We start from the raw sequence: 22,935 nt of genomic DNA, 5'->3' as shown, positions 1-22,935 counted from the left end.
GTTTCTAACACAACTGTGTAGATAAATAAGGTTAAATCAAGGAGATAAAAATATGGCAGCACTAATTTTAAATAATCCAGAAACTGCCCCGATTACCGATGAGCAATTTTATCAAATTTGTGTTGCCAACCGCGAATTAAAATTAGAACGAACCGCCAAAGGAGACTTAATTATTATGCCACCCACCGGAGGGGGAACTGGAAAACGAAACTCAGATATTAACCTAGATTTGGGTTTGTGGAATCGACAAACTCAATTAGGAATTGTCTTTGATTCTTCTACTTGTTTTAAACTTCCTCATGGTGGAGATCGTTCTCCAGATGCAGCTTGGATACCTCTAGCAAAATGGGAATCTCTCACCCCCGAACAGCAAGAGAAATTTCTGCCCATTTGCCCCGATTTTGTCATAGAATTGCGATCGCCTAGTGATTCTTTAAAGCCCCTACAAGATAAAATGCAGGAATATATTGATAATGGTTCTCGTTTAGGTTGGTTAATTAACCGCCAAAACCGTCAAGTCGAAATTTATCATCAAGGCAGAGAAAAAGAAATTTTAGAAAATCCAACCACATTATCAGGAGAAGATATTTTACCGGGATTTGTTTTAAATCTTTCATTAATTTGGTAAACGGAAACTGGGCTGACCATCAGCAAAATTAAGCACAAGTTTCCGCCAATAATAATTGAATTTTTTCCTTTTCTTCAGAATCAACGGTTGCCCACTGCCTAACAATATTAAAATCCTTACTAACCTTAGATAACTCTAATAAAGTCGGATCAATTCTATTTCTATATTTTTTTTCCTCATATAACCAGTTCAATATATCCGACAAGTGCCAGATAGAAGGAGTCCCACTATAGATAGGTTTTGGAGATTTTAGTTCATCCTTGACCAACAAATTGCGAATATTTTGCCGTGTACATCCGAGCAATTTAGCAACCTCGGTTAAACTAACAAAATCCGGGCTAACTTCAGTCAAAACTGCCTGGGGAATAGCCCGTTTAACATCCTGAATTGCGCTATAAACTGCTTTTCTAGCGGATGAAGATTCACGGATAAAATTGAGGGCAATTTTCCCCTTTTTACCGATTCCAATTAAGGCATCATCACAGCCTTCTGTTGCCAAACTCTCTAGGTAATTATCGGGATTGACTTTAGTATCTGGGAGATTAAAGTTTAAAATAAAATTATATTCTGACATCTTTTTAGTTCTCCTCTTTCTCTTTTGTTTGATTATGAATAGTGCAGTTATCAATAACACGACGGATTAGTTTAGCATGATTGCCTGGATTTTTAGGGGTACTCCAAACACTGGCAATACAAAATTCTCCGCAGCGACAATCATTGTTATTATAAGGGCAGTAAATCTTTCCCCACGCATGAGAGCCACCCTCTACAATACGCCATCCATTTTGTTCAGCATACTTCAAGGCTGCTTCAATTTCTGGCTTAGGATGTTTTTTCCTAGACATAAAATTTTGAGCTTGTATAAACTATAGTTTATTGTACTCAAATTGTCAAGTGACAACTTATTATAACCTGGATGGAGTGAATAATTTTGCCTTCCAGGTTCTACCAGAGAACCCTGTTCAGGAGGCTCCGCCACCGATGAAAGCACTTTTCCGTTGGTAATATTCTTCGGTTTCGCAGTTTAATCTACTTTTAGGGTAAAATCGGGAAAAAGATCGAGGAATATTAACGTGAGTTAAATTAAGGAGATAAAAATATGACGGCATTAATTTTAAATAATCCAGAAACCGCCCCGATTACCGATGAACAATTTTATCAAATTTGTGTCGCCAACCGCGAATTAAAATTAGAAAGAACCGCCAAAGGAGATTTAATTATTATGCCACCCACCGGAGGAGGAACTGGAAAACGTAACTCAGATATTAACCTAGATTTGGGTTTGTGGAACCGACAAACTCAATTAGGAATTGTCTTTGATTCTTCTACTTGTTTTAAACTTCCTCATGGTGGAGATCGTTCTCCCGATGCCGCTTGGATACCTCTGGCAAAATGGGAATCTCTCACCCCCGAACAGCAAGAGAAATTTCTGCCAATTTGCCCTGATTTTATCATAGAATTGCGCTCCCCTAGTGATTCTTTAAAACCCTTACAAGATAAAATGCAGGAGTATATTGATAATGGTTCTCGTTTAGGTTGGTTAATTAACCGCCAAAACCGTCAAGTTGAAATTTATCGTCAGGGGAGAGAAAAAGAAATTTTAGAAAACCCAACCACATTATCGGGAGAAGATGTTTTACCTGGATTTGTTTTAAATCTTTCATTAATTTGGTAAATAGATCATCTTCATACTCCCTACATCCGTCATAATTTATATCAAAAGTTTAAACCCATCCAAATTTAAAAGACAATTTAACATGATCTCACCACAATTATTAGAAATAGAAAAATCAATCAATAATTTATCCTTAGTTGAAAAACTATGGTTATTAGAAAATATTGCTCGAAAAATACGAGAAGGAGATTCCGAGATTAATCAACAAGAATCTATTCAAGAAATTACCCTAGAGGATAAGCTAAATCAGATGAAAGAATTTTTAGCTACTCCTTGGGAGGGAAAAGAGGAGTTTTTAGAAATTATGACAGAAGTTGATCAAGAACGTCATTGTTATTTGGGTCGTGAAATCGAATTATAATCACTATAGGATTGTGTTATTATGTATTTACTAGATACTAATATTTGTATAGCAATTAATAACCTTAATTCTAAAATCGTAACAATATTTTATCAAAAATATTCTCAATGCTATGTTCCTACTATTGTAATTGCAGAACTCTATAAAGGTGCTTACTGTTCTCAGAAAATAGAACAAAATCTTACTAGGATCAACCATTTTTTAAATTTGATTCCAATGATTGTTGACTTTGATCAACAAGCAGCAGTTGAATTTGGGAAAATTCAAGGAGAACTCAGAAAACAAGGGAAACCTACGGGAGAAATTGACGCTATAATTGCAGCGATCGCTCGTTCACGAGGAGATATTATTGTTACAAACAATACTCGCCATTTTATTGAAATCTCAAAGTTACAGATCGAAAATTGGCTAGATTAATAATTCAAGACTTAAGTTTAGAATGTCTATTATTGTGAAAAATCATGACTCATCCTCAAGTTATTTGTATTGGTGAAATATTGTTTGATCGGTTATCAAATGAATTAGGAAAACCCTTAGAAACCGTTAAATATTGGACAGATTACCCCGGAGGTGCTCCGGCTAATACGGCTTGTGGATTAGTGAAATTAGGGACTCCTACGGCTTTTATCGGCTGTATTGGGGAGGATAAATCGGGAGATCAATTGGTAGAATTATTAACTCAAACTGGGGTTAATATTGTCGGAGTTCAACGCCATTATAGCGCGCCGACTCGGATTGTTTATGTGGTTAGAGATGAAAAGGGCGATCGCAGTTTTGCAGGATTTGGAGCGCGAAAAACCACAGAATTTGCTGATACTTATTTACAATTAGAACAACTTCCAAGAGACTTATTTAAAACTGCACAATTTCTGGTTTTAGGGACATTAGAATTAGCCTATCAACACAGTCAAGAGGCTATATTAACAGCCCTTGAATTAGCTAAAAATTATAACGTTAAATTATTTATTGATATTAACTGGCGACCGATGTTTTGGCAAGATTGCGATCAAGCAATAGAACTCATTTTAAACTTTGTTCAAAATGCCGATTTTTTGAAATTAACCGGCGAAGAAGCAGAACTATTATTTAATACCATAGATCCAGTAGCGATCGCTAAACAGTTACAAATTCAAGGAGTATTTGTCACCGCCGGAGAAAGGGGTTGTACCTATTATTTAGCGGGAAATTATGGGAAAATACCCGCATTTTCTGTTAATGTGGTCGATACAACCGGAGCCGGAGATGGTTTTACCGCCGGAATTCTTCATCAATTCTGTAAATTAGGAATAGAATCAATTAATCATGCCAAAATAGCTGAACAAATAGTTAGGTTTGCTAGTGCCGTAGGAGCATTAACCACAACAAAACCAGGTGCTATTTCAGCCCAACCCAACTTAACAGAAGTTGAAACTTTTTTAGATCGATTCTGGGATAATCTGAATTAATCCCCTTAAAACATAGAGATTTTGAGATTATTCAAAGGTTATTAGCTAGGTTTCTTAACCCGATAGTTCAGGGTAACAAACTTCTAATTCCCCATCCCGCAAAAACACCGGCAAAAAATGCCCAAATTTGCCCGCTTTTAACGATATGGTTCCAGGTTCTGACGAAATCGCCAATAATATCCACATTCACTTGTTGAGCTAAAATTGTTCCGTGGGCGAACAAATTTAAACCGTGATCAAGAAAATGAAACCCGTCAAGAGGATTCAGTATTAGAACAATCATCATTATCGCCGACCTTGCTAGATTTTACTTGCAATACCACGAGGGTCATATCATCCCCATTTCGGTTTTCTGCACCAATAAATTGTTGAACTTGTTCAAATAAATAATCCAAAATCGCCTGGGGATTTCTACAATTCTGACACGCCCAATGAAATGCTTGACTAAGATTTTCCTCATCGAAGCGATCGCCCCGTTGATTCATCGCATCCGTAAATCCATCGGTATAATAAATAATTGTATCCCCGGGATAAAGTTGGATTTTATCTTCATAGTAGCGACTATCCGCATCTAACCCAATCAACATTCCCAATGTATCCAACCTTCTAATCGTATTCGTTGCCCTGTGCCATAATAACGGGGGATGGTGGGCTGCGTTGCTATAGGACAACATTCGAGTTGCCGGATCATATTCCGAATAAAATAACGTCACAAAGCGGTTAGAATTTTCCAAATCCGCATACATAACCTGATTCAAATGTCCCAAAATCAAGGAGGGAGAATGGCGGTTTAACACCTCTGCCCTTAACATTCCCCTGGTCATGGTCATAATCAAACCCGCCGGAACGCCTTTACCCATGACATCGCCAATCACAATACTCCAGCGTTCATCGGTATAGACAGAAAGATGATCACTACGTTTGTCAAAATTAGAGGGAATAAAATCATAATAATCCCCGCCCACTCGGTTCGCGGTTTGACATTTGGCGGCAATATCTAAACCTGGAATGGTGGGGCATTTTCGAGGAAATAATTGTAACTGAATTTCCGCCCCAATTTCTAATTCCCGATCTAACCGTTCTTTTTCCCGTAGGGAAGTTGCTAACTCATCATTGGCAATGGCAACAGCCGTTTGATCCGCCACCAACCGGATTAATTTTTGTCGGGTCGGTGTCCAAACATAATTGACATCATGACTAAAAACATATAACCGTCCCCGCTCGATATTATTCACCAAAATCGGTGTCCCGAATAACTGGACATCGGGGCCAAGATAGCGACTAACTTGATAATCTAAATTTGCCGTATAGGTTTGTAATGCCGATTCCGATAGGTCTTCTAACCTGCCTGTGGTGGAGAAGGCGGTAATTTGTCGGGTTACGGCTTCGATCGCTTGCCGAATATCCTGACATTGGCGTCCTTCCTGACAATGGAGCCGTTGAAACCGGACTTGTCCGTTAGGTTTAAATAATACCAAAGCCCCCCCATCGGAATCCGTCACCCGACTGGCAACTAGGGGAGTTAACTCCAAAAATTGATTCAGGTTGTTGAAGCTACGCAGGGCATACCCCAAGGAACTTAACAACTCGTTCACATTTTGCTGTTCTCGATGCAAACGCGCCACCATTTCCTTGAGGGCAAAAACTGGCGTCGTTTCTGGTGTTGCAGAACCCGTAATCGAGTCAGCAAATTGATCAGAGCGTCTAGGGAGGGGCAAGGCTGTCATCTAAAACCTCACGGGGGAAAGGAAGGGGAGCAGGGGGGGCAGGGGAGGCAGGGGAGGCAGGGGAAGCAGGGAAGGCAGGGGGGGCAGGGGAGGCAGGGGAGGCAGGGGAGGCAGGGGAGGCAGGGGAGGCAGGGGAGGCAGGGGAGGCAGGGGAGGCAGGGGAGGCAGGGGAGGCAGGGGAGGCAGGGGAGGCAGGGGAGGCAGGGGAGGCAAACGATTCCCGATTCCCGATTCCCGATTCCCGATTCCCGATTCCCGATTCCCGATTCCCGATTCCCTGTTCCCTGTTCCCTATTCCCTATTCCCTATTCCCTATTCCCTATTCCCTATTCCCTATTCCCTATTCCCTATTCCCTATTCCCTATTCCCTATTCCCTATTCCGGTGTTCGGATAAATAAAGGACGGGGGGTGTTTGTGATTTAGCCACTGAGGAGGGCTTCGATAAACTCGTAGCTGGAAAAGGGACGTAAATCTTCGATACTTTCCCCAACTCCGATAAACCGAATCGGTAAGCCGAGTTGCTGGACAATCGCTAGGGCAACACCACCTTTAGCAGTTCCATCGAGTTTTGTCAAGACTACCCCACTTAATTGAGCCACTTCTGAAAAAACTTCGGCTTGGCGTAAACCATTTTGACCCAGGGTAGAATCCAATACTAACAAAGATTGGATTTTGGCGGATGGAGCGCGCTTATCAATGACTCGACGAATTTTATTGAGTTCCTCCATTAAATTCTTTTTATTTTGCAAGCGCCCGGCTGTATCAATAATTAACAATTCCGTATTGCGAGAGCGGGCCGCTTCGATCGCATCATAAACCACCGCCGCCGGGTCGGTATTTTTTCCCGGGTTCGCCACGACTTCTACACCCGTGCGTTCTCCCCAGACCTTCACCTGATCAACGGCCGCCGCCCGAAAAGTATCCCCGGCGGCGATTAAACAACGATAACCGGATTTTTGGGCTAAATGTGCGATTTTGCCAATTGTAGTGGTTTTACCCGCCCCATTGACTCCAGTAATTAACCAAATATTTAAGGTATCTTTTTCCGGTGCGAAGCTGATAGGATAGCCCTGGGAAAAGGGTTCTTCTAAAATTCCTCTTAATATTTGTTTCAGATAGGCGATCGCCTGTTCTGGGGGCAGGGCTTCTTGACGGAGTTTATTTTGTAGGGCTTCAATGACGCGATCAGTTGCTGCCACCCCGACATCGGCCTGTAAGAGCATGGATTCAATTTCATCAACGGCCTGTTGATTTAATGGCCCCTGACCGACAATGGCTTTTAATTGGTTGAGTAAGTTGCGCCGTGTCCGTCCTAGGGCTTTCCAGAGTTTTTGTAACCAGGTAATTTCTTCTAGGGCCACTTGATCGGGACGCCGACCTTGATCAGCTAAGACCTGAGCCGACCACATAAAGATCTCATCAAACACCATTCCCGCTTCCCCAGAGGCTGTTTCGCTGGTTTCGGGTTCCGGTTCAATGGCGGTTTCTTTCAGTCGTTCTAGGCGGGTTTGACGTTCCGTGGTGGATGCAGCCCAGAAGGGAGCAGGGGGAGTAGGAGGAGTAGGAGGAGCAGGGGAGGTAGGGGGGGCAGGGGAGGCAGGGGGGGCAGGGGAGGCAGGGGGAGCAGGGGGAGCAGGGGAGGCAGGGGGAGCAGGGGAGGCAGGGGAGGCAGGGGAGGCAGGGGGAGCAGGGGGAGCAGGGGAGGCAGGGGGAGCAGGGGAGGCAGGGGAGGCAGGGGAGGCAGGGGGAGCAGGGGGAGTAGGGGGAATAGACTGTAAAACAGCTTCGGGTTCTGGTTCTGTCTCCTCGACTGCAATGGCTTCTACAGGGGTTTCTACAGCCGTTTCCACCTCTGGAGTTTCATCGGTTAAAACCGTCTGTTCAACTTCGGGTTCAACTTCGGGTTCCAGTTGTTGTTGTTTTTGAATATTTTTATAAGCTGCTTTTGCCCACTGTAAATAATCCTCAGAAATTTGAGGTTTTTCTTCAGAAATATCAGCAATTTCCGCCGGTTGATCTACCTTGACGGGTTCAGATTGAACCTCCTTTTCCGGTTCTTGATTCTGATCGTTTTTTTCATTAAATTGACGACGAAACCAATTGAATACCATAGTTTTTTTAAATATTAGTTATTAAGGAGCACCGGGAGCACAGGGAGGCAGGGGAGGTAAACTCTTTCTAAACCCATTACCCATTACTTATTACCCATTACCTATTACCTGTTCCCTGTTCCCTGTTCCCTGTTCCTCGGCTTTTAATTTATCGACAAATCGACGGAGAACGCCATTAACAAAGCGATAACTTTCTTCATCGCTGTAGCGTTTTGCCAGTTCAATAGCTTCATTAATTGCCACTTGTTCTTTTAAATCTAAATACATTAATTCGGCAACAGCGATGCGGAGAATATCGCGATCTATTCGGGGGAGTCGGTTGAGTTGCCAATCTACCAAGACATCGGTTAATAACTGATCAATTTCAGCTTTATGGGTATTAACTTGAATCAGAATATCAAGGGCATAATTACAGACTTCTTGTTGATTGGCTAATTGTACCAATTCCGGTAATTCAATGGCGGTACTTAAACGATTAATTGCCCCTTGAACTAATTCAATGGCTTCATAAACCATTGTTCTGGCACTTTGTAAATCATTGGCTCGAATTTGGCTACTTAAAAGGCGATCGCTACTCCGTTGTAGTTCAGAAACCGCCGTTTCTAAAGACTCCTGACCTTCAGCCGTTAACGTCCTGACGGCGGCAATTAAAACATCATGTAATTCTTGAGTTTCTAGGCGCTCTGAAGTCGCAGGAAGTTGGCTAATTCCAAGTAAAGCGAGTTCACGAGCAGTACGACGGGCTTGCATAAGTTTAAGAATTTAAGAATAAAGATTGTCCGTTTAATTTTCGCTGACCCCAATGCCCTCATCTTCCAGGACAATAACTGGAATTTTATTTTCGCCGTTAACCATCGATTCTAATGGGAGTTCAGATTTAGGGCTAAGGGCTTTCACCGTCGTTGAAGACGTTGTATTGACAATTCCACCCGATACGATAATTTTAAACGCATCTTCTACCGAGAGGGTCAGGTTGATGATCTCGCGCTGTGGAACAATAGCATACCATCCACTGGTGGGGTTCGGGGTCGTGGGAATAAACACACTAACCACTTCCTCAGACAATTTAGACCGCATATCATCGCTCACCGACCCGGTAACAAAAGCCAGTGACCAAAGACCTCGACGGGGATATTCTACTAAGACAACACGACTGAATTTATCATTAGAATCTCGTAAAAGGGTTTCTAAAAGTTGTTTCAGGGTTTTGTAAACCGAACCCGCTAGGGGAATGGCTTGTAAGATTTTTTCACCAAAGCCCAAAAGCCATTGTCCCGCGATATTCCGGGCCATCAAACCAATAAATAAAATCCCCGATAGGGGTACAGCTAACCCGACCAAAACATTTAGTAGGTTAACTAAAATCGGATGCAAACCATCAAAGGGATTAATTTGCTTAGGAATACGGGTCAGAAACTCAATTACGGAACTGGAGATGGTGATGGTTAACCAAATCGTGGTTGCTAGGGGAATCACGACCAACAGACCTGCAATTAAGTCATTTTTTAAGTCCTGCTTCAAGCGTTGGAACACAGAGCGTCCAGTCTCCTTTTTTTCTTGGGTGTTTCTTTTTCCTATTATTAACGATTATCGGTCTTTTGGGTCTTTGCCGCGATCTATCTTGATGGGGAGATCAATGACCAAAGGTCAACTGTCGAATCTGTTGAAATTGAAAATCCCGGGCTAAAGTCCTCAGACTGGTGGCTAAGGCTTGATGTTCGGAGGGAATTTGTTGGACTAAATGCAGAACTTCTTCTTCATCACAGAGGAGACAGGCTTCCTGTAGGGCGATAATCCATTCCTTCGACATCACTAACAGACTTTCAGGGGTTAAGGGCTGGTTAACCGAAGATGAAAGAATAGAGGAACCGGGAGCAGAAGTGGTGGAGTCTGCATAGACATATTTTAATTTCAAATATTCAGCCATTGTACTGAATAGTTCATCTTCTTGGAAAGGTTTACTCAAGTAGTCATTACATCCCGCCGATAAAGCTAAGTTGCGATCAGTTTTGGAAGCATAGGCGGTTAAGGCAATAATCACAGTATTTTCACCCTTTACACTGGCACGAATTCGTTGAGTCGCCTCATAACCATTCATAATCGGCATTCTAATATCCATCCAAATCAAATGGGGCTGCCATTCTTGCCATAAATGCAGAGCTTCTTGTCCATTTTCAGCCTCTTTAACCTGTAGACCGATTTGAGTTAATAATTTGATCATCAGTTGGCGATTTTCGGGTTGATCATCCACCACTAAAATTTTATATTCTGGTTGACCTGGAGCTAAACTTAAGACCTGGCGACTAATTTCTGGGGATTGAATTTGGCTTCTCTGGGTCACTAAGATGGGAATTTCAAACCAAAATATACTCCCGACCCCCTGGGTACTTTTCACCCCCAAATTTCCCCCGATTAACTCAACGAATTTCCGCGTAATTGTTAATCCTAAACCTGTCCCTTCTAGGGCTTTCTTACCCGATTGACTTTGAATAAAAGCATCAAAAATATGATTCAATTCCGCTTCAGCAATTCCCACTCCCGTATCCTCAATTTCAAATCTAAGAATTAGGTTTTGACCTTGACCGTTGAGGAGTGAGGGTTGGCTATTTACTATTGACCTTTGAACTCTAGCGATTGAAGATTGATATCCCCCTGCCTTCCCTACTCCCCCTGCTCCCCTGCCCCCCCTTCTCCCCTGCTCCCCTACTCCCCCCTGAACCCAAGATACAGTTAAATTCACACTACCTTTCTGGGTAAATTTAATCGCATTTCCTAAAATATTAATTAAAATTTGGCGAAGTTTATTGGGATCTGTGATGATATATTGAGGAACATTCGGTTGAATATTCAGACAAAATTTTAATCCTTTGGTTTCTACTCGTAAACGGAACATCTCCCAAATGGATAAAATTAAATAATTCAGATCAAAGGTACTTTCGTCGAAGGTCATCCGCCCAGCTTCTATTTTGGATAAATCTAAAACATTATTGATTAAATGGAGCAGATAATCACCACTGCGACGAATAATTTCTAAATTTTCTTGTTGATAGGTAGGAAGGGCGGAATCATGGCTCATTAGTTGAGCAAATCCCAAAATTGCATTTAAAGGAGTTCTTAACTCATGACTCATATTGGCAATAAAAATACTTTTAGTTTTATTCGCAACTTCGGCGGATTCCTTGGCTTTTTGTAGTTCTAATTCTACTTGTTTGCGATCGCTAATATCTAAAACCGTACCAAACAGTTGTACAATATTTCCTTGCTCATCTCTGACTCCTTCTCCCCGAACTTCCAAATATCGAATTGAACCATCGGTGCGAATAATACGATAATCGAGTTCATAGGAAATTCCCGATTGAATGGCTTGTTTAACATGATGTTCAATATTCCGAAGATCTTCAGGATGAACATACTGTAAATACTCCACATAACTCGATTCAGTCTGGGATTTTTCCAATCCGAAAATCCTTAACATTTCCTCTGACCAACTCATTTTCTGAGTGGCGACATCAAATTTCCAATTGCCAATATGAGCAATGCGTTGAGCTTCCACTAATGCTTCCTCACTTTGTCGCAATTTTTCTTCAGCAATTTTTAGTTCTGTTAAATTTCTAATACTAATCACAACTCCAGAAATATTCTGATTTAATTCATAATAAGGTGCGTAAGTAATACTCAAAAATTGATGTTTTAGACAGGGTAAATCTGACCAACAATGGTAGTGAATCACTTCTCCTTCTAAACACTTTTCTAAGTTGGGTTTCATAATCTGTTCAAATTGGTCTTGACCGACAAAATCCATCACTGGACGACCCATTAATGCTTCTAAAACTTGATGATAAAGATTCAAATAAGCCGGGTTTGCTAACTGATAGCTATAATTCCGATCAATTAAACAAATTTGATCCGTTGTTGCCGCCACAATTCTCTCATAACGGCGTAAGGCTTCCTCCGTCCGTTTGCGTTCACTAATATCTTCACAAATTCCCATAGCGGCAATAATTTGACCTTGGGAATTCCTCACTAAAGCGGTCGATAAACTAATATCAATTAAAGATCCATCTTTGCGTAGACGTTTGGTTTCCACTTGGCTTAAAGTATTAGTTAAAAAAGTATTTTCCACTATTTGTTGAAATTCTTCTTGAGAATCCATCGGAATCATCGGTAATTTTTTGCCCATTACTTCCTGAACATTCCAACCAAAAATCTTTTCCGCCGCCGGATTCCAGACTAATATATTACCATTATGATCAATGACATCAATCGCAACGGGAGCCGCTTGAATGGTTGCTTGTAATAAGTCATTAATCGCTTGTAAAGTGGCTTCAGTTTGTTTACGTTCCGTAATATCTTGATAAACTGTTAAAAATAGTTCTCCCCATTCATCTTCTAATAATACTGTTGAAATCAACAGGGTTTTGGTTTCTCCTAGTTTAGTAATAATCGTGGTTTCAATATTATGTAAATTCCCTTGATGAATCACCTGTTGTAACCGTTCCCCCGCCCGTTGATAAGCTAGATTATTAGGATAAAGTAACCGCATAAAATCGGGATGACTTTCCGTGTCTTCTAAACCATATCCAGTGATTATTTCCATTTGAGAATTAAAGATTAAAAATTCTCCTTTAGAATTACTTAATGTAATCCCGTTGCCAATAGTTTCAATTACCGTTTGTAAGCGTCTTTGGGTAATTTGAAGTTCAGATTGGGCTTTTTTGCGATCATTAATATCAACCCAATATCCCACAATTTCTAAGGGTTGACCTTTTTTATCTCTAACTAATCGCATTTGCATATCTAACCAATGATAGGTATGATCTGCGTGTAGAAATCGATATTCATAATTAAAGACATCCCGCTTTAAAATATGCTCTAATCCTGAACGTAAAAGTTTGATATCATCAGGATGGACATGGTGTAACCAAAAACCAGGATTTCTGATAAATTCATGGGCGTAATAACCCAATAAACGATGGACATTATCACCGATAAAAGTAATTTGATACTCTCCCTCTTGTTGACAACTAAAAATCACAGCCGGACTAACGGTAAGTAAATATTGTAACCGCTCACTTACAGACCGTAATTCCAATTCCACTCGTTTCCGTTCAGTAATATCTAATAACACTCCACCAACACCAGAAGCACTACTATTAATATTAGTAGATAGGGGAAAAAATGAAGCCATCCAATAACTACGAACCCCGGAATAAGTATATTCACCACTAATTTCTAAATCTAAAATTGGCTCTCCTTTACTTAATACTTCATCACAGACAAATTCTAAAATTGTGGTATATTCAGAAAATACATCTTGAATCGATTGACCAATATGAGTATGAGCCGGAATTCGGTGCATTTTGGCGATTGAATCATTAACTTTAATAAACTTTTTTTGATCATCTAAAATTAATAATCCGGCGGGAGCGCAAGCAAAAAAAGCATCCAACCAGGATTCTCGTTGAGCTAATTCTTGTTCTAGGATTTGGCGTTCCGTAATATCTCGTGCTTCGGCAATTAAAAGTTTAATATTTCCGGCTCCATCTAATAAGGGACGGAGGGAAAAATCAATGGTTGTAATTTGATTTCCTTGACCTAAAATATCAATTTCATAGCGAATAAATTCTCCCCTAGCAGCCCGAACAATTGTGTCTTGGAGTTGGGTTTGAACATCGGGGGAAATTGTCCACCAGTGTTCTTCCCAAAAGGGTCGATTTACGACCTCTTGCAGTTGTAAACCGGAAAAGTCTAAAGCAGTTTGATTAAGTTCTAAAATCACGCCTTCACAGGTTAATAGTCCCATGAATTGGAAGGTTTGATTAAAAATCCCTCGAAAACGGGTTTCACTGTCTCTGAGGGCTGCTTCTGCCTGTTTGCGGTCAGTAATTTCAGCCACCACTACTCCTAGAGCCATGGGTTTTTGAGAGTGTGAATTGATCGGAAAATAGGAGACTAACCAGGTGCGATTAATCCCGGGTTGTTTGGGGGTTTCTCCGGTGATTTCAACGGACAAAATTGTTTTCCCGGTATTCAAAACTTCTTGGAATATCTTTTCTTGTTGAATGGCGATTTGAGGTATGATATCTAAGGGGGTTTTACCAATATGATCTGCCACACAAACCCCGTTAATATCTGCCAGGGCTTGATTAATAAAAGTAAACTTGAGTTCCGTATCCAGAATGGTCATTCCTACGGGTGCGCTGGTAATAAAAGCATCTAATAATTGTTGTTTTTGGAGTAATTCTTCTTCCAGTTTTTTACGGTGAGTGATATCTTGAATTTGGGTAATAAAATATAAGGGATTTGCTTGATGATCTCGAACAATAGTAGCATTAAGTAAAGTCCAAATAATCTGTCCTTGTTTATGAATATATCGTTTCTCAATCTGATAGGTTTGGATTTGATTATTTAATAGGCTATGAAGATACTGGGTATTTGTCACTAAATCATCGGGATGGGTAACGGTTTGAAAACTTAAATTTAGTAATTCTGATTGAGTATAGCCGACAATTTCACATAGGGCTTGATTAACCCGTAACCACTGACCATTTAGACCCAAAATTGCCATACCAATTGAGGCACTTTCAAAGGTACTTCTAAATTGTTCTTCACTTTGGCGCAGATGGGTTTCTCGTTTATAGATGAATAAAATTAAGCCACTCAAAATTAAAATAATAATGTTATAAATCAGATAAACTAGAATATAATCGGTAAAAATAAATTGACTAATACCACTGGCAAAGACCATAAATCCTAAACAAAAAATTAATACATTAATCGGGATATGAAAAACTTTTAGATCTGCTAAAAACTGAGTAGGATTTGATGAAAATGATCGTTTATTACTCATCAGAACACCTGCCATTTTTGGTGATTATGGTTAGAATTATCTGAGTGAAAAAATCCGTTAAAATTAAAAATAACAGACAATATTTTTACCTTTATTTTTGGCTTGATATAGGGCTTGATCTGCCTTTTTAATTAATATTTGTGGCGCTTCAGCCTCCAGAGGAATTAAACTACTAACCCCTAAACTTAGGGTAATTACACCCTGTCCAGGGGATGTTTCATGGCATAATTGCAAATTATAAACGGAGTCTCGAATGGTTTCTGCCACTTGTATCGCCCCGGTTAGGGAGGTATTCGGAAGAATCACGGCAAATTCTTCCCCCCCATAACGGGCTACTAAATCCGCAGGACGTTTGAGAGTTTGATGAAGGGCACGGGCAACTTGTTTTAAACAATCATCCCCGGCTAAATGACCATAGGTATCGTTATATAATTTGAAATAGTCAATATCAGCTAAAATCAGAGAGAGGGGCAGTTTTTCCCGTCGAAGTCTTAGCCATTCTTGTTCTAAAACTTGATCAAATCTTCGCCGATTTGCTACTTGAGTTAAACCGTCTAAATTAGCTAGATTTTCTAATTCTTGATTAACTTGGTGTAGTTGTTGATAGAGTTGGGATTGTTCGATCGCGATCGCTAATTGATCCGTGACCACTACAGCTAATTCTACATCGGTTTCTGACCAGGGAATAGAGTAATGTCGAACAATACTTAAACTTCCCCAAGCATCTCCATCAGAATAGACAGGAATTGGCAACCAAATCCTGGAATATTGTTCTATTAAATCCTGATTAAAGGGATCAATAACTGTTTCTGGATCTTTAACACAAAAGGTTTGTAATAATTGTAGACGTTCTGTTAATAAACAACTAGAATTAGATAATTTATTATTGATTAATTTAGCCAGATCAGAATTGGGGGAATATTCAACAACGGGTTGCCAGCTATTGGATTGAGATAAATATTGAACAATCGCCACCCAGTCGGCTTGTAACAGTTGACCAATTTCGGTGACCGCCGTGGAAAATACGGTTGATATTTCGAGGGAATTACGAATCGCCCGAATGACTCGATTCAAGGCTTGTTCCCGTTGATATTGTAACCTTAAAGCCTCTTGAGCCTGTTCCCGTTCTAAAATTTCTAGCTCCAGTTGTTTTTTGTGCCATTGAATGGTGAGTTGATTTTTTACCCGAGCCAACACTTCTTCAACCTGAAAAGGTTTAGTAATATAATCTGAACCTCCTACACTAAATGCTTTGACTTTATCTAAGCCATCACTCAAAGCACTGAGAAAGATAATCGGAATATCCCGAGTTATAATATCCTCCTTTAAGATTTGACACACTTGATAACCCGACAAATCGGGCATAAGAATATCTAGTAAAATCAAGTCGGGAGGACTCTTTTGAATGGTCTCCAGAGCCTCGTAACCATTACTAACGGCTCGAACTTTATAGCCATTTTCTCGAAGGAGATTGACTAACAGCCTCAAATTCGCTAGTGTATCATCAATAACTAGCAAATCTGCCCTAGGTGTAAAATTATAAGATACATACATTCGCGCTAGTTCAGCTAACATAATAAACCTCAGATTAAACTGTCATTAATCCGCTGGTCTGAGATTACTCTCTATTATACCCAGATTAGAGACCCTGGTTTTATTTATTCTATCTCAATCTGTTCTGAACACAAGCAAAGTTAATCATTCTCCAAGATTAAACCGGAGTAGATTTTTCAAGCAAATTTATTTAGTTTAAACCGAAAAATTGTCAATAAAAACTCGGGAAGCCAATAAAAGTTTGAATTTCTTAATGATTTGTTATATTTTGGCGGGAATAGATGTAGCTAAAATATGATAGCTCCCGGGGAGATAATTCAGATATACAGGTTTAAATTATTAATAATATCTACAATCTTAGGAATCATCTGGAATTTATTTTTAGACTCGTTTTTTAATGCTTACTGTTCCGGCGTTCCGATATTTTAGTGTTTTAAGAGTGCGTAGCACTATAGTAGGGAGAGGCGGTACAGGAGGAGATTATTAAATTAAAGAGGAAAATTTCTTGCTAATATTTGATGATCTTCACAAATCTAGTGTTTATATAAAGGGGCTGTTATGTAATTGTAAAATTAACGTAAAGCAATGATCAAATATTGCCAATTATCTGAAATAAAGCTATAATCGAGCCAGGAGTGTTATTACTCAGGGCATCTAACAGTTTATTGGGTCAGGAAAAAATTGATTAGCAAATCTTATCACACTTCCGACCTTTCCACGGGTCACTCCTTTTCTGCTTCTTTGGGAGTGACAGCAGAAGTGATCTATGAGTTTTTCCTACATGGGGTACAAACCTCCAGTCCAGAAGCTGTTTTAGATAGCTTTGAACAACTATTCTTTTACCTGCTGTGTCCAAGCCAGCCCAAAGTGCAAAGGGCTTTAGAGACTATTCTGAGTGTGGAAACCGGGGAATCTTGCTTTCACTCGACAATTCAAAGATGTTGCTATATTCTAATTAATAATTGGCTACTGAGACGTCAACAAAAGTTAATTAAAAACCTGATTCAAAGATTATCAAACCCTCCCAATGTTGATCAAACTTGTTTATCCATTCAAGAAAGCCGACTAATTCTATGGGTGAACCAATTTTTAAATAGTGAAGATTATCAAAATTTACTCCAATGTGCGAATTTTGATCGCAATAATTGGAGTAGCCGTTATCAATCCTATTTATTAGTTCCTCAATATCTTAATCCTCGCAGTTCCAGGGAACAAAAAGAAGTCGCTCGCAATTTAGCAAAACAGCTTAAAGATAAATATAAATTTGATTTGGCGATGTATATTACCCGTTTAGACTCTCCCACGGGTAAAAATCGTAAACTGAATAATCCCACCCAACTCGGGGATGAAGTGATCAATTTAATTAAACAAACGATTTCTACTCAGCGTGTGTTTAATTATGGTACTCAGGCTAACTTGTTTTTACAAAATACTCAAGATTTTAATTATCAAAAATTCAAACAATGTTTGCCACAATATTTGATGTTTAATCTAAGTCAGCAATATCCGGCAAATATTCTGAGGGAAAAAATCGAAGAAAAATTGCAATTTCTGTACCGTCTCCATGATGAGAAAACTGTTAATAAGGCTCTAATTATTAGAACCTGTAACCGACTGCTAGAGTTTTTACTGATTGAACATGGGAAAGCCCCCTCATTTTTATTTAATTTAATGATTCGTCAGGGAAGTCAACTAACTTTAGTGATTTTACTGCTGAAATTGGTATTATTGGGGAGTCCCTGTCGAACCTATTTAGAGATTTGTATTTCCAATTTGGTTCAATTCTATCAAGACCATGCGGAATTCCGATGTCAGGGCTTAATTCAATTTTTAGAAATCTTTAATTTGGTCTTTACCTTATTTACAGAAAATGTCCAATATTTTTTAGTCAAAACTAAAGATTTAGACCCCGGAACTCGGTCGGACACAGAATTAGACACCTATCGTTTATTTTGTCAATTTAAGGGGCCAGATTTACGCCATACCAATCTCAAAGAAATTGAGTTAAAAGGTCGGGATTTACGCGGTGCAGATTTGCGCGATATGGATTTGAAATCTATTAAACTCATTCGAGTAGATTTGAGTCTGGCTAAACTCAGCCATGCAGATTTAAGTCGAGGAATTTTTACAGAAACTAAATTCTTTATTTCTAATCTTAATTATACGAATCTCACGGATGCTAATTTAATTAAAACAGATTTTCGTCGGGCTGAATTGAAGCACGCTAATTTAACCGCTACGAATTTGCAAAACGCTAATTTTAATCGTGCTGATTTAAGGGGAGCAATTATCACAAAAGCGAATTTACAAGAAGCGAATTTAGAAAATACTGATTTAACTGAGGTAGATTTATCGGCATCAAATTTACAATGGGCTAACCTGAATAGAGCTAATTTAAAAGGAGCTAATTTAAAAGGAGCTAATTTAAAAGGAGCTAATTTAAAAGGAGCGAATCTCGAAGAAGTCAATCTGGCAGGGGCTAATCTGGAAGGGGCGAATCTGGGAGGGGCGAATCTGGAAGGGGCGAATCTGGAAGGAGCTAATTTAGAGCGAGCAATTTTATCTCAAGCTAACTTGCAATCCACGAATTTATCTAATGTAAATCTCATGGGTGCAATGGTTAATCAAGCCAATTTAAATCAAGCGATTTTAATTAATGCCCAACTGAGAGATACCAATTTAGCTCAAAGTAATTTGAGTTATGCTGATTTAACTAAAGTAGATTTAACTCGGGCTAATTTAATGCAGGTTGACTTCACTTATGCGTCTTTAAGAGATGCAATTGTTCGTCATACTAATCTCAAAGATGCTATTTTATTATATGCAGATTTACAGGGTGCTAATCTATTTCGCAGTGGGATTTCCCAGGCACAAATTGTAGGGGTTAAATTAGGGAACAATGCGGGATTATCGGATCAAACTCGAATTTTCTTGAAGGGGGAGGAGATTTAATTAAACAACGTAGTGAGCCCTTTACGCCGATAAGATGTGCTTAAGCGCAACAACGTAGTGAGCCATTCACCGGCTCTCATTAAGAGCAGGGCGTTTTCATTGTCGGGTGTAAAAAAGAAAATAAAAGTGATCTTCTTTCGGTAAAATTAAAAATAGATCACTTTTATTTAATTTTAAAAAAGTCATGTTAAACAGTATAATTGAACAACTGAAGTTAGTCAAGGATTTTCGGAAAAATCGGGGTAAAAGACATGAATTATGGGTGGTGTTGACTATTATTGTTTTGGCACTGCTAACTGGCAATGTTACTTATAAGCAAATAGATAATTTTAGAAAAAATCAAGAAAATAAGCTAATTAAATTATTAGAAATAAAGTTGGTAATTAAATCGGAAAGTTTTGAAAGTAAACAGAGTTCTGAAAACGCCAAAGTTCTCTCTATGATAGAGGAATGTGGGTTATTAAATAAAGTATTTACTCTCGATGCTCTCCATTGTAGTAAGGGAACAACTCAGGCAATAATTGAGAGCAAAAATGATTATTTAATTACGGTAAAAGGCAATCAAATGAAATTGCACAAGCAGATCAAAAAATTAGCAAAAGTTGAAAAGCCTTTAACAGTATATGAAGAAAAAGATTTTAGTCATGGACGAAATATTAGCAGAAAAGTATCGGTATTTGATAGCCAAAATGTGAATCATAAAAATTATCCTCATCTTCAAAGTTTTATTGAGGTAGAAAGAACAGGTTTTCGGGGTAATCAAGAATATAATCAAACCTTATATTATATTAGTAGTCAGAAATTAAGTGCGAAAACATTTGCAGAAAAAATTAAAGCACATTGGTTAATTGAAAATCAAGTACATTGGGTCAAAGATGTAAATTTTAATGAAGATAAATCAGGAATAAAAGGGATAGACGTAGCGGGGAAATTCTCGTTATTAGTAACATTAGTTTTGAATATATACAGAAGTTTGGGTTTTAGTTCAATAAAAGAGGGACAGTCATGGTTGGGAAATAATTGGGAAAAGATTTTAGCGATCGCTTAAATTAATTGAGTTTTTAAAACTATTTTCTTAAAAAAAATCAAAAACATTTAATAATAAATAGCCATAAAGTCTTATCAATCAAGACAATGGCTATTTTTTGCTGTCAATAAATATCAAAATTGTTCATTCTTAATATTTCTAACTTATCTGATTAAAATTAGAGGTAATTTGACCGGAAAACTTGATGATTTTTTTTGAAGATAGCGATCGCATTTTGGAAAATGAAAACGCCCCCCTTTTTAATGGGCTAGGGGGGATATTTTTCGGGTAATAAGGGTGGAGATCCCCCCAACCCCCGATTGAGAAGGGGGGATTGAAGAAGTAAGCGATCGCTTATTTCTTAGGATCTAAAGGTTAATCATCCCCTAATAATACGGCTAATAATGCCTTTTGAACGTGCATTCTGTTTTCCGCTTCATCCCAAACTTTTGAACGAGATCCCTCAATAACTTCATCGGTAATTTCTTCATCCCGATGGGCGGGTAAACAATGTAAAACAATCGAATTATCGGCGGTTTTTTCCATTAATTTAGTATTCACTTGATAGGGTTGAAACAGAGGAATTCTAGCTCGGGCTTCTTCTTCCTGTCCCATACTTGCCCAAACATCGGTATAAACAACATTTGCATCTTTTGCCGCTTTAATAGGATCTTCGGTAACAATTACCTCGGTTTTTCCCTGAGCAATATCTTTAGCTTGTTCAACAATATCTGCATTGGGTAAATAGTTAGCCGGGGTAGCAATTCTAACGTTCATTCCCACCATGGCACAGCCTAACAATAAAGAATGCGCCATATTATTAGCCCCATCGCCAAAATAACTTAAAGTCAAACCTTCTAAGGTGCCAAAACATTCTTTAACTGTCATTAAATCCGCTAATACTTGACAGGGATGTTCCCAATCTGTTAACGCATTAATTACCGGAATTTCGGCATAATTAGCAAAGGTTTCTAAATCCTTTTGTTCAAAGGTACGAATAGCCGTAATATCTAAATATCGATCTAATACCCTAGCCGTATCTATTAATGGTTCTCCGCGACTTACCTGGGTAACATTCGGGTTTAAATCAATCACTTGACCCCCCAATTGATACATAGCAACGGTAAAACTAACCCGGGTTCGGGTTGAAGCCTTAGAAAATATTAATCCTAAGACTTTATTACGACGCAATTTAACCATTCCTGATTTTAATTTGGTCGCCAAATCTAATAAAAAATAGAGTTCCTCAATACTAACATCCGCCAAACTTAAAAAATCCCGTCCTTTTAATGTTTCCATGATTCTTCCTAAGTTACTAACAATTATGTTGATCTCCCCTAACCCCCCTTAGAAAAGGGGGAACCGGAGTTAAAAGTTATCCTTTTTTAAGGAGGGAAACCGGACTTCAAAGTCCCCCTTTTTAGGGGGATTTAGGGGGATTTCAAACCCAAGTCAAAGATTGAAAGAGATCAACGCTGTTCTAATTCTAAAGTTTTCTAAGCCACAAAACTGTTCCGGGATAACTGATTTATGGCATCATCTAATAATTCCCATCCCTGAGCAACGGTTTCAATTCTGGCCAAATGATCCCGCAATTCATGGGCCCCAGGAAACCCTTTGGCATACCAGGTTAAATGTTTTCGAGATTGATAAATCCCCCGTTCACCCTTATATTCCCACAACGCTTGTAGGTGTTCTTTTGCACATTGCAACCGTTCAATTACGGAGGGAAGGGTTTTAAATTCTCCCGTTTTCAAAAAATAGTCAATTTCTCCCACTAAAAACGGATAACCCAGAGTTCCCCTGGAACACATCACCCCATCAGCCCCGGTTTCTTGTAAACATTGAATCGCCGTTTCTACAGAAAAAATATCGCCATTGGCAATCACGGGAATCCTTAACTGTTCCTTAACCTGTCGAATCCAATCCCATTTTGCCTGACCGTGATAACCCTGGGCGCGGGTGCGGGCGTGAATAGTAATCATTTTTGCTCCCGCATCCTGAATTCTACGGGCAAAATCTAAAATTGTGATTTCTTCATCACTCCAACCAATCCGTGTTTTTACGGTGACAGGCACATCCACCGCCGCCACCACTGACCGAATAATAGTTTCCGCCATTTCCGGTTGTCGCAATAACGAAGACCCGCCGCCATTTTTAGTAATTTTATTAACAGGACAACCCATATTAATATCAATAGTATCGGCTCCTTCCTGGACGGCTTTTTGGGCAGCTTCGGCTAAAAAATCGGGGCGACAATCGAATAATTGAATACTAATCGGGCGTTCGTTGGGGTCAACTTCCATGATTTTGGGAAGTCCCCGCACATGACAAACTTCGCTGGCATGAACCATTTCAGTGTACATCATGGAATCAGGGGCGTAGCGACGCACTAAGCGCCGAAATACTAAATCTGTAACACCGGATAGGGGGGATTGGAGGACACGACTGTTGACTTCTACAGTGCCAATTTTTAGGGGTGTGGATAAACGGTGTTTTAGTTCGGCGGAAAGAACAGTCATGGTTACAAGGGAACAAATTCTGCAAGTTCGAGTATCTCTATAATAGAATGAGTTAACGGTTTAAATCATTTTGGATTCGATT

Annotated in this window: 17 protein-coding genes; 7 read left to right on the top strand and 10 right to left on the bottom strand. The window is 39.3% G+C overall.

Going from position 1 to position 22,935, the window contains the following annotated elements; all coding sequences use genetic code 11:
* Positions 1-52 precede the first annotated feature (52 nt).
* On the top strand, positions 53-628 hold the full coding sequence (locus AC2D3N_RS07010) for a Uma2 family endonuclease (RefSeq protein WP_079679133.1): 576 nt from the start codon (positions 53-55) through the stop codon (positions 626-628).
* Positions 629-656: 28 nt separating this feature from the next.
* On the opposite strand, the gene AC2D3N_RS07005 is transcribed toward AC2D3N_RS07010, so the two are convergent.
* Together AC2D3N_RS07005 and AC2D3N_RS07000 are read right to left on the bottom strand one after the other, a co-directional pair.
* On the bottom strand, positions 657-1,202 hold the full coding sequence (locus tag AC2D3N_RS07005; RefSeq protein WP_484693185.1) for a helix-turn-helix transcriptional regulator: 546 nt from the start codon (positions 1,200-1,202) through the stop codon (positions 657-659).
* A gap of 4 nt (positions 1,203-1,206) precedes the next feature.
* Entirely contained in the window at positions 1,207-1,473 is a 267-nt protein-coding gene (locus AC2D3N_RS07000) for a hypothetical protein (protein WP_227350647.1), read from the bottom strand.
* Positions 1,474-1,727: 254 nt separating this feature from the next.
* Here AC2D3N_RS07000 and AC2D3N_RS06995 point away from each other — a divergent pair, with 254 nt between their 5' ends.
* From AC2D3N_RS06995 to AC2D3N_RS06980, 4 genes are all read left to right on the top strand, one after another.
* Entirely contained in the window at positions 1,728-2,303 is a 576-nt protein-coding gene (locus AC2D3N_RS06995) for a Uma2 family endonuclease (protein WP_484693184.1), read from the top strand.
* Between the two features lie 82 nt (positions 2,304-2,385).
* Positions 2,386-2,664 (top strand): hypothetical protein, encoded by a 279-nt coding sequence (locus AC2D3N_RS06990; RefSeq protein ID WP_484693183.1) that lies wholly within the window; start codon positions 2,386-2,388, stop codon positions 2,662-2,664.
* A gap of 21 nt (positions 2,665-2,685) precedes the next feature.
* Positions 2,686-3,081 carry a type II toxin-antitoxin system VapC family toxin gene (locus AC2D3N_RS06985; protein WP_484693182.1) on the top strand — a complete coding sequence of 132 codons (396 nt, stop codon included), beginning with the start codon at positions 2,686-2,688 and terminating at the stop codon, positions 3,079-3,081.
* Positions 3,082-3,125: 44 nt separating this feature from the next.
* Entirely contained in the window at positions 3,126-4,109 is a 984-nt protein-coding gene (locus AC2D3N_RS06980; protein WP_484693181.1) for a carbohydrate kinase family protein, read from the top strand.
* A gap of 254 nt (positions 4,110-4,363) precedes the next feature.
* Here AC2D3N_RS06980 and AC2D3N_RS06975 read toward each other — a convergent pair whose 3' ends face one another.
* The 6 genes from AC2D3N_RS06975 to AC2D3N_RS06950 all read right to left on the bottom strand — a co-directional run bounded on the left by AC2D3N_RS06975 (position 4,364) and on the right by AC2D3N_RS06950 (position 16,373).
* On the bottom strand, positions 4,364-5,836 hold the full coding sequence (locus AC2D3N_RS06975; protein WP_079679145.1) for a GAF domain-containing SpoIIE family protein phosphatase: 1,473 nt from the start codon (positions 5,834-5,836) through the stop codon (positions 4,364-4,366).
* A gap of 420 nt (positions 5,837-6,256) precedes the next feature.
* A complete protein-coding gene (gene ftsY, locus AC2D3N_RS06970) occupies positions 6,257-7,948 on the bottom strand; it encodes a signal recognition particle-docking protein FtsY (RefSeq protein WP_484693180.1) in 1,692 nt (563 codons plus the stop codon).
* 90 nt (positions 7,949-8,038) lie between these two features.
* Positions 8,039-8,698 (bottom strand): transcription antitermination factor NusB, encoded by a 660-nt coding sequence (gene nusB / locus AC2D3N_RS06965; protein ID WP_079679147.1) that lies wholly within the window; start codon positions 8,696-8,698, stop codon positions 8,039-8,041.
* 33 nt (positions 8,699-8,731) lie between these two features.
* Positions 8,732-9,481 carry a DUF502 domain-containing protein gene (locus tag AC2D3N_RS06960; protein ID WP_079679149.1) on the bottom strand — a complete coding sequence of 250 codons (750 nt, stop codon included), beginning with the start codon at positions 9,479-9,481 and terminating at the stop codon, positions 8,732-8,734.
* A gap of 100 nt (positions 9,482-9,581) precedes the next feature.
* Positions 9,582-14,798: a PAS domain S-box protein gene (locus AC2D3N_RS06955; RefSeq protein WP_484693179.1), complete on the bottom strand. Its 5,217-nt coding sequence runs from the start codon at positions 14,796-14,798 to the stop codon at positions 9,582-9,584.
* Between the two features lie 63 nt (positions 14,799-14,861).
* Positions 14,862-16,373: a GGDEF domain-containing response regulator gene (locus AC2D3N_RS06950; protein ID WP_079679153.1), complete on the bottom strand. Its 1,512-nt coding sequence runs from the start codon at positions 16,371-16,373 to the stop codon at positions 14,862-14,864.
* Positions 16,374-17,033: 660 nt separating this feature from the next.
* Here AC2D3N_RS06950 and AC2D3N_RS06945 point away from each other — a divergent pair.
* Together AC2D3N_RS06945 and AC2D3N_RS06940 are read left to right on the top strand one after the other, a co-directional pair.
* Complete coding sequence (locus tag AC2D3N_RS06945) at positions 17,034-19,304, top strand: pentapeptide repeat-containing protein (RefSeq protein ID WP_484693178.1); 2,271 nt, start codon at positions 17,034-17,036, stop codon at positions 19,302-19,304.
* A gap of 184 nt (positions 19,305-19,488) precedes the next feature.
* A complete protein-coding gene (locus tag AC2D3N_RS06940) occupies positions 19,489-20,352 on the top strand; it encodes an ISAs1 family transposase (RefSeq protein ID WP_484693177.1) in 864 nt (287 codons plus the stop codon).
* 354 nt (positions 20,353-20,706) lie between these two features.
* Here the strand turns inward: AC2D3N_RS06940 and argF are convergent, their stop codons facing one another.
* Complete coding sequence (gene argF, locus AC2D3N_RS06935; protein ID WP_079679352.1) at positions 20,707-21,630, bottom strand: ornithine carbamoyltransferase; 924 nt, start codon at positions 21,628-21,630, stop codon at positions 20,707-20,709.
* Positions 21,631-21,827: 197 nt separating this feature from the next.
* Positions 21,828-22,853 (bottom strand): tRNA dihydrouridine synthase DusB, encoded by a 1,026-nt coding sequence (gene dusB, locus AC2D3N_RS06930; protein WP_079679353.1) that lies wholly within the window; start codon positions 22,851-22,853, stop codon positions 21,828-21,830.
* Positions 22,854-22,935: the final 82 nt, after the last annotated feature.

The sequence above is a fragment of the Planktothrix sp. PLAVEN19ND genome (genome assembly GCF_057220675.1).
The sequence above is the reverse complement of the archived record's forward strand: the minus strand, read 5'-3'. Positions and strand labels throughout refer to the sequence as shown.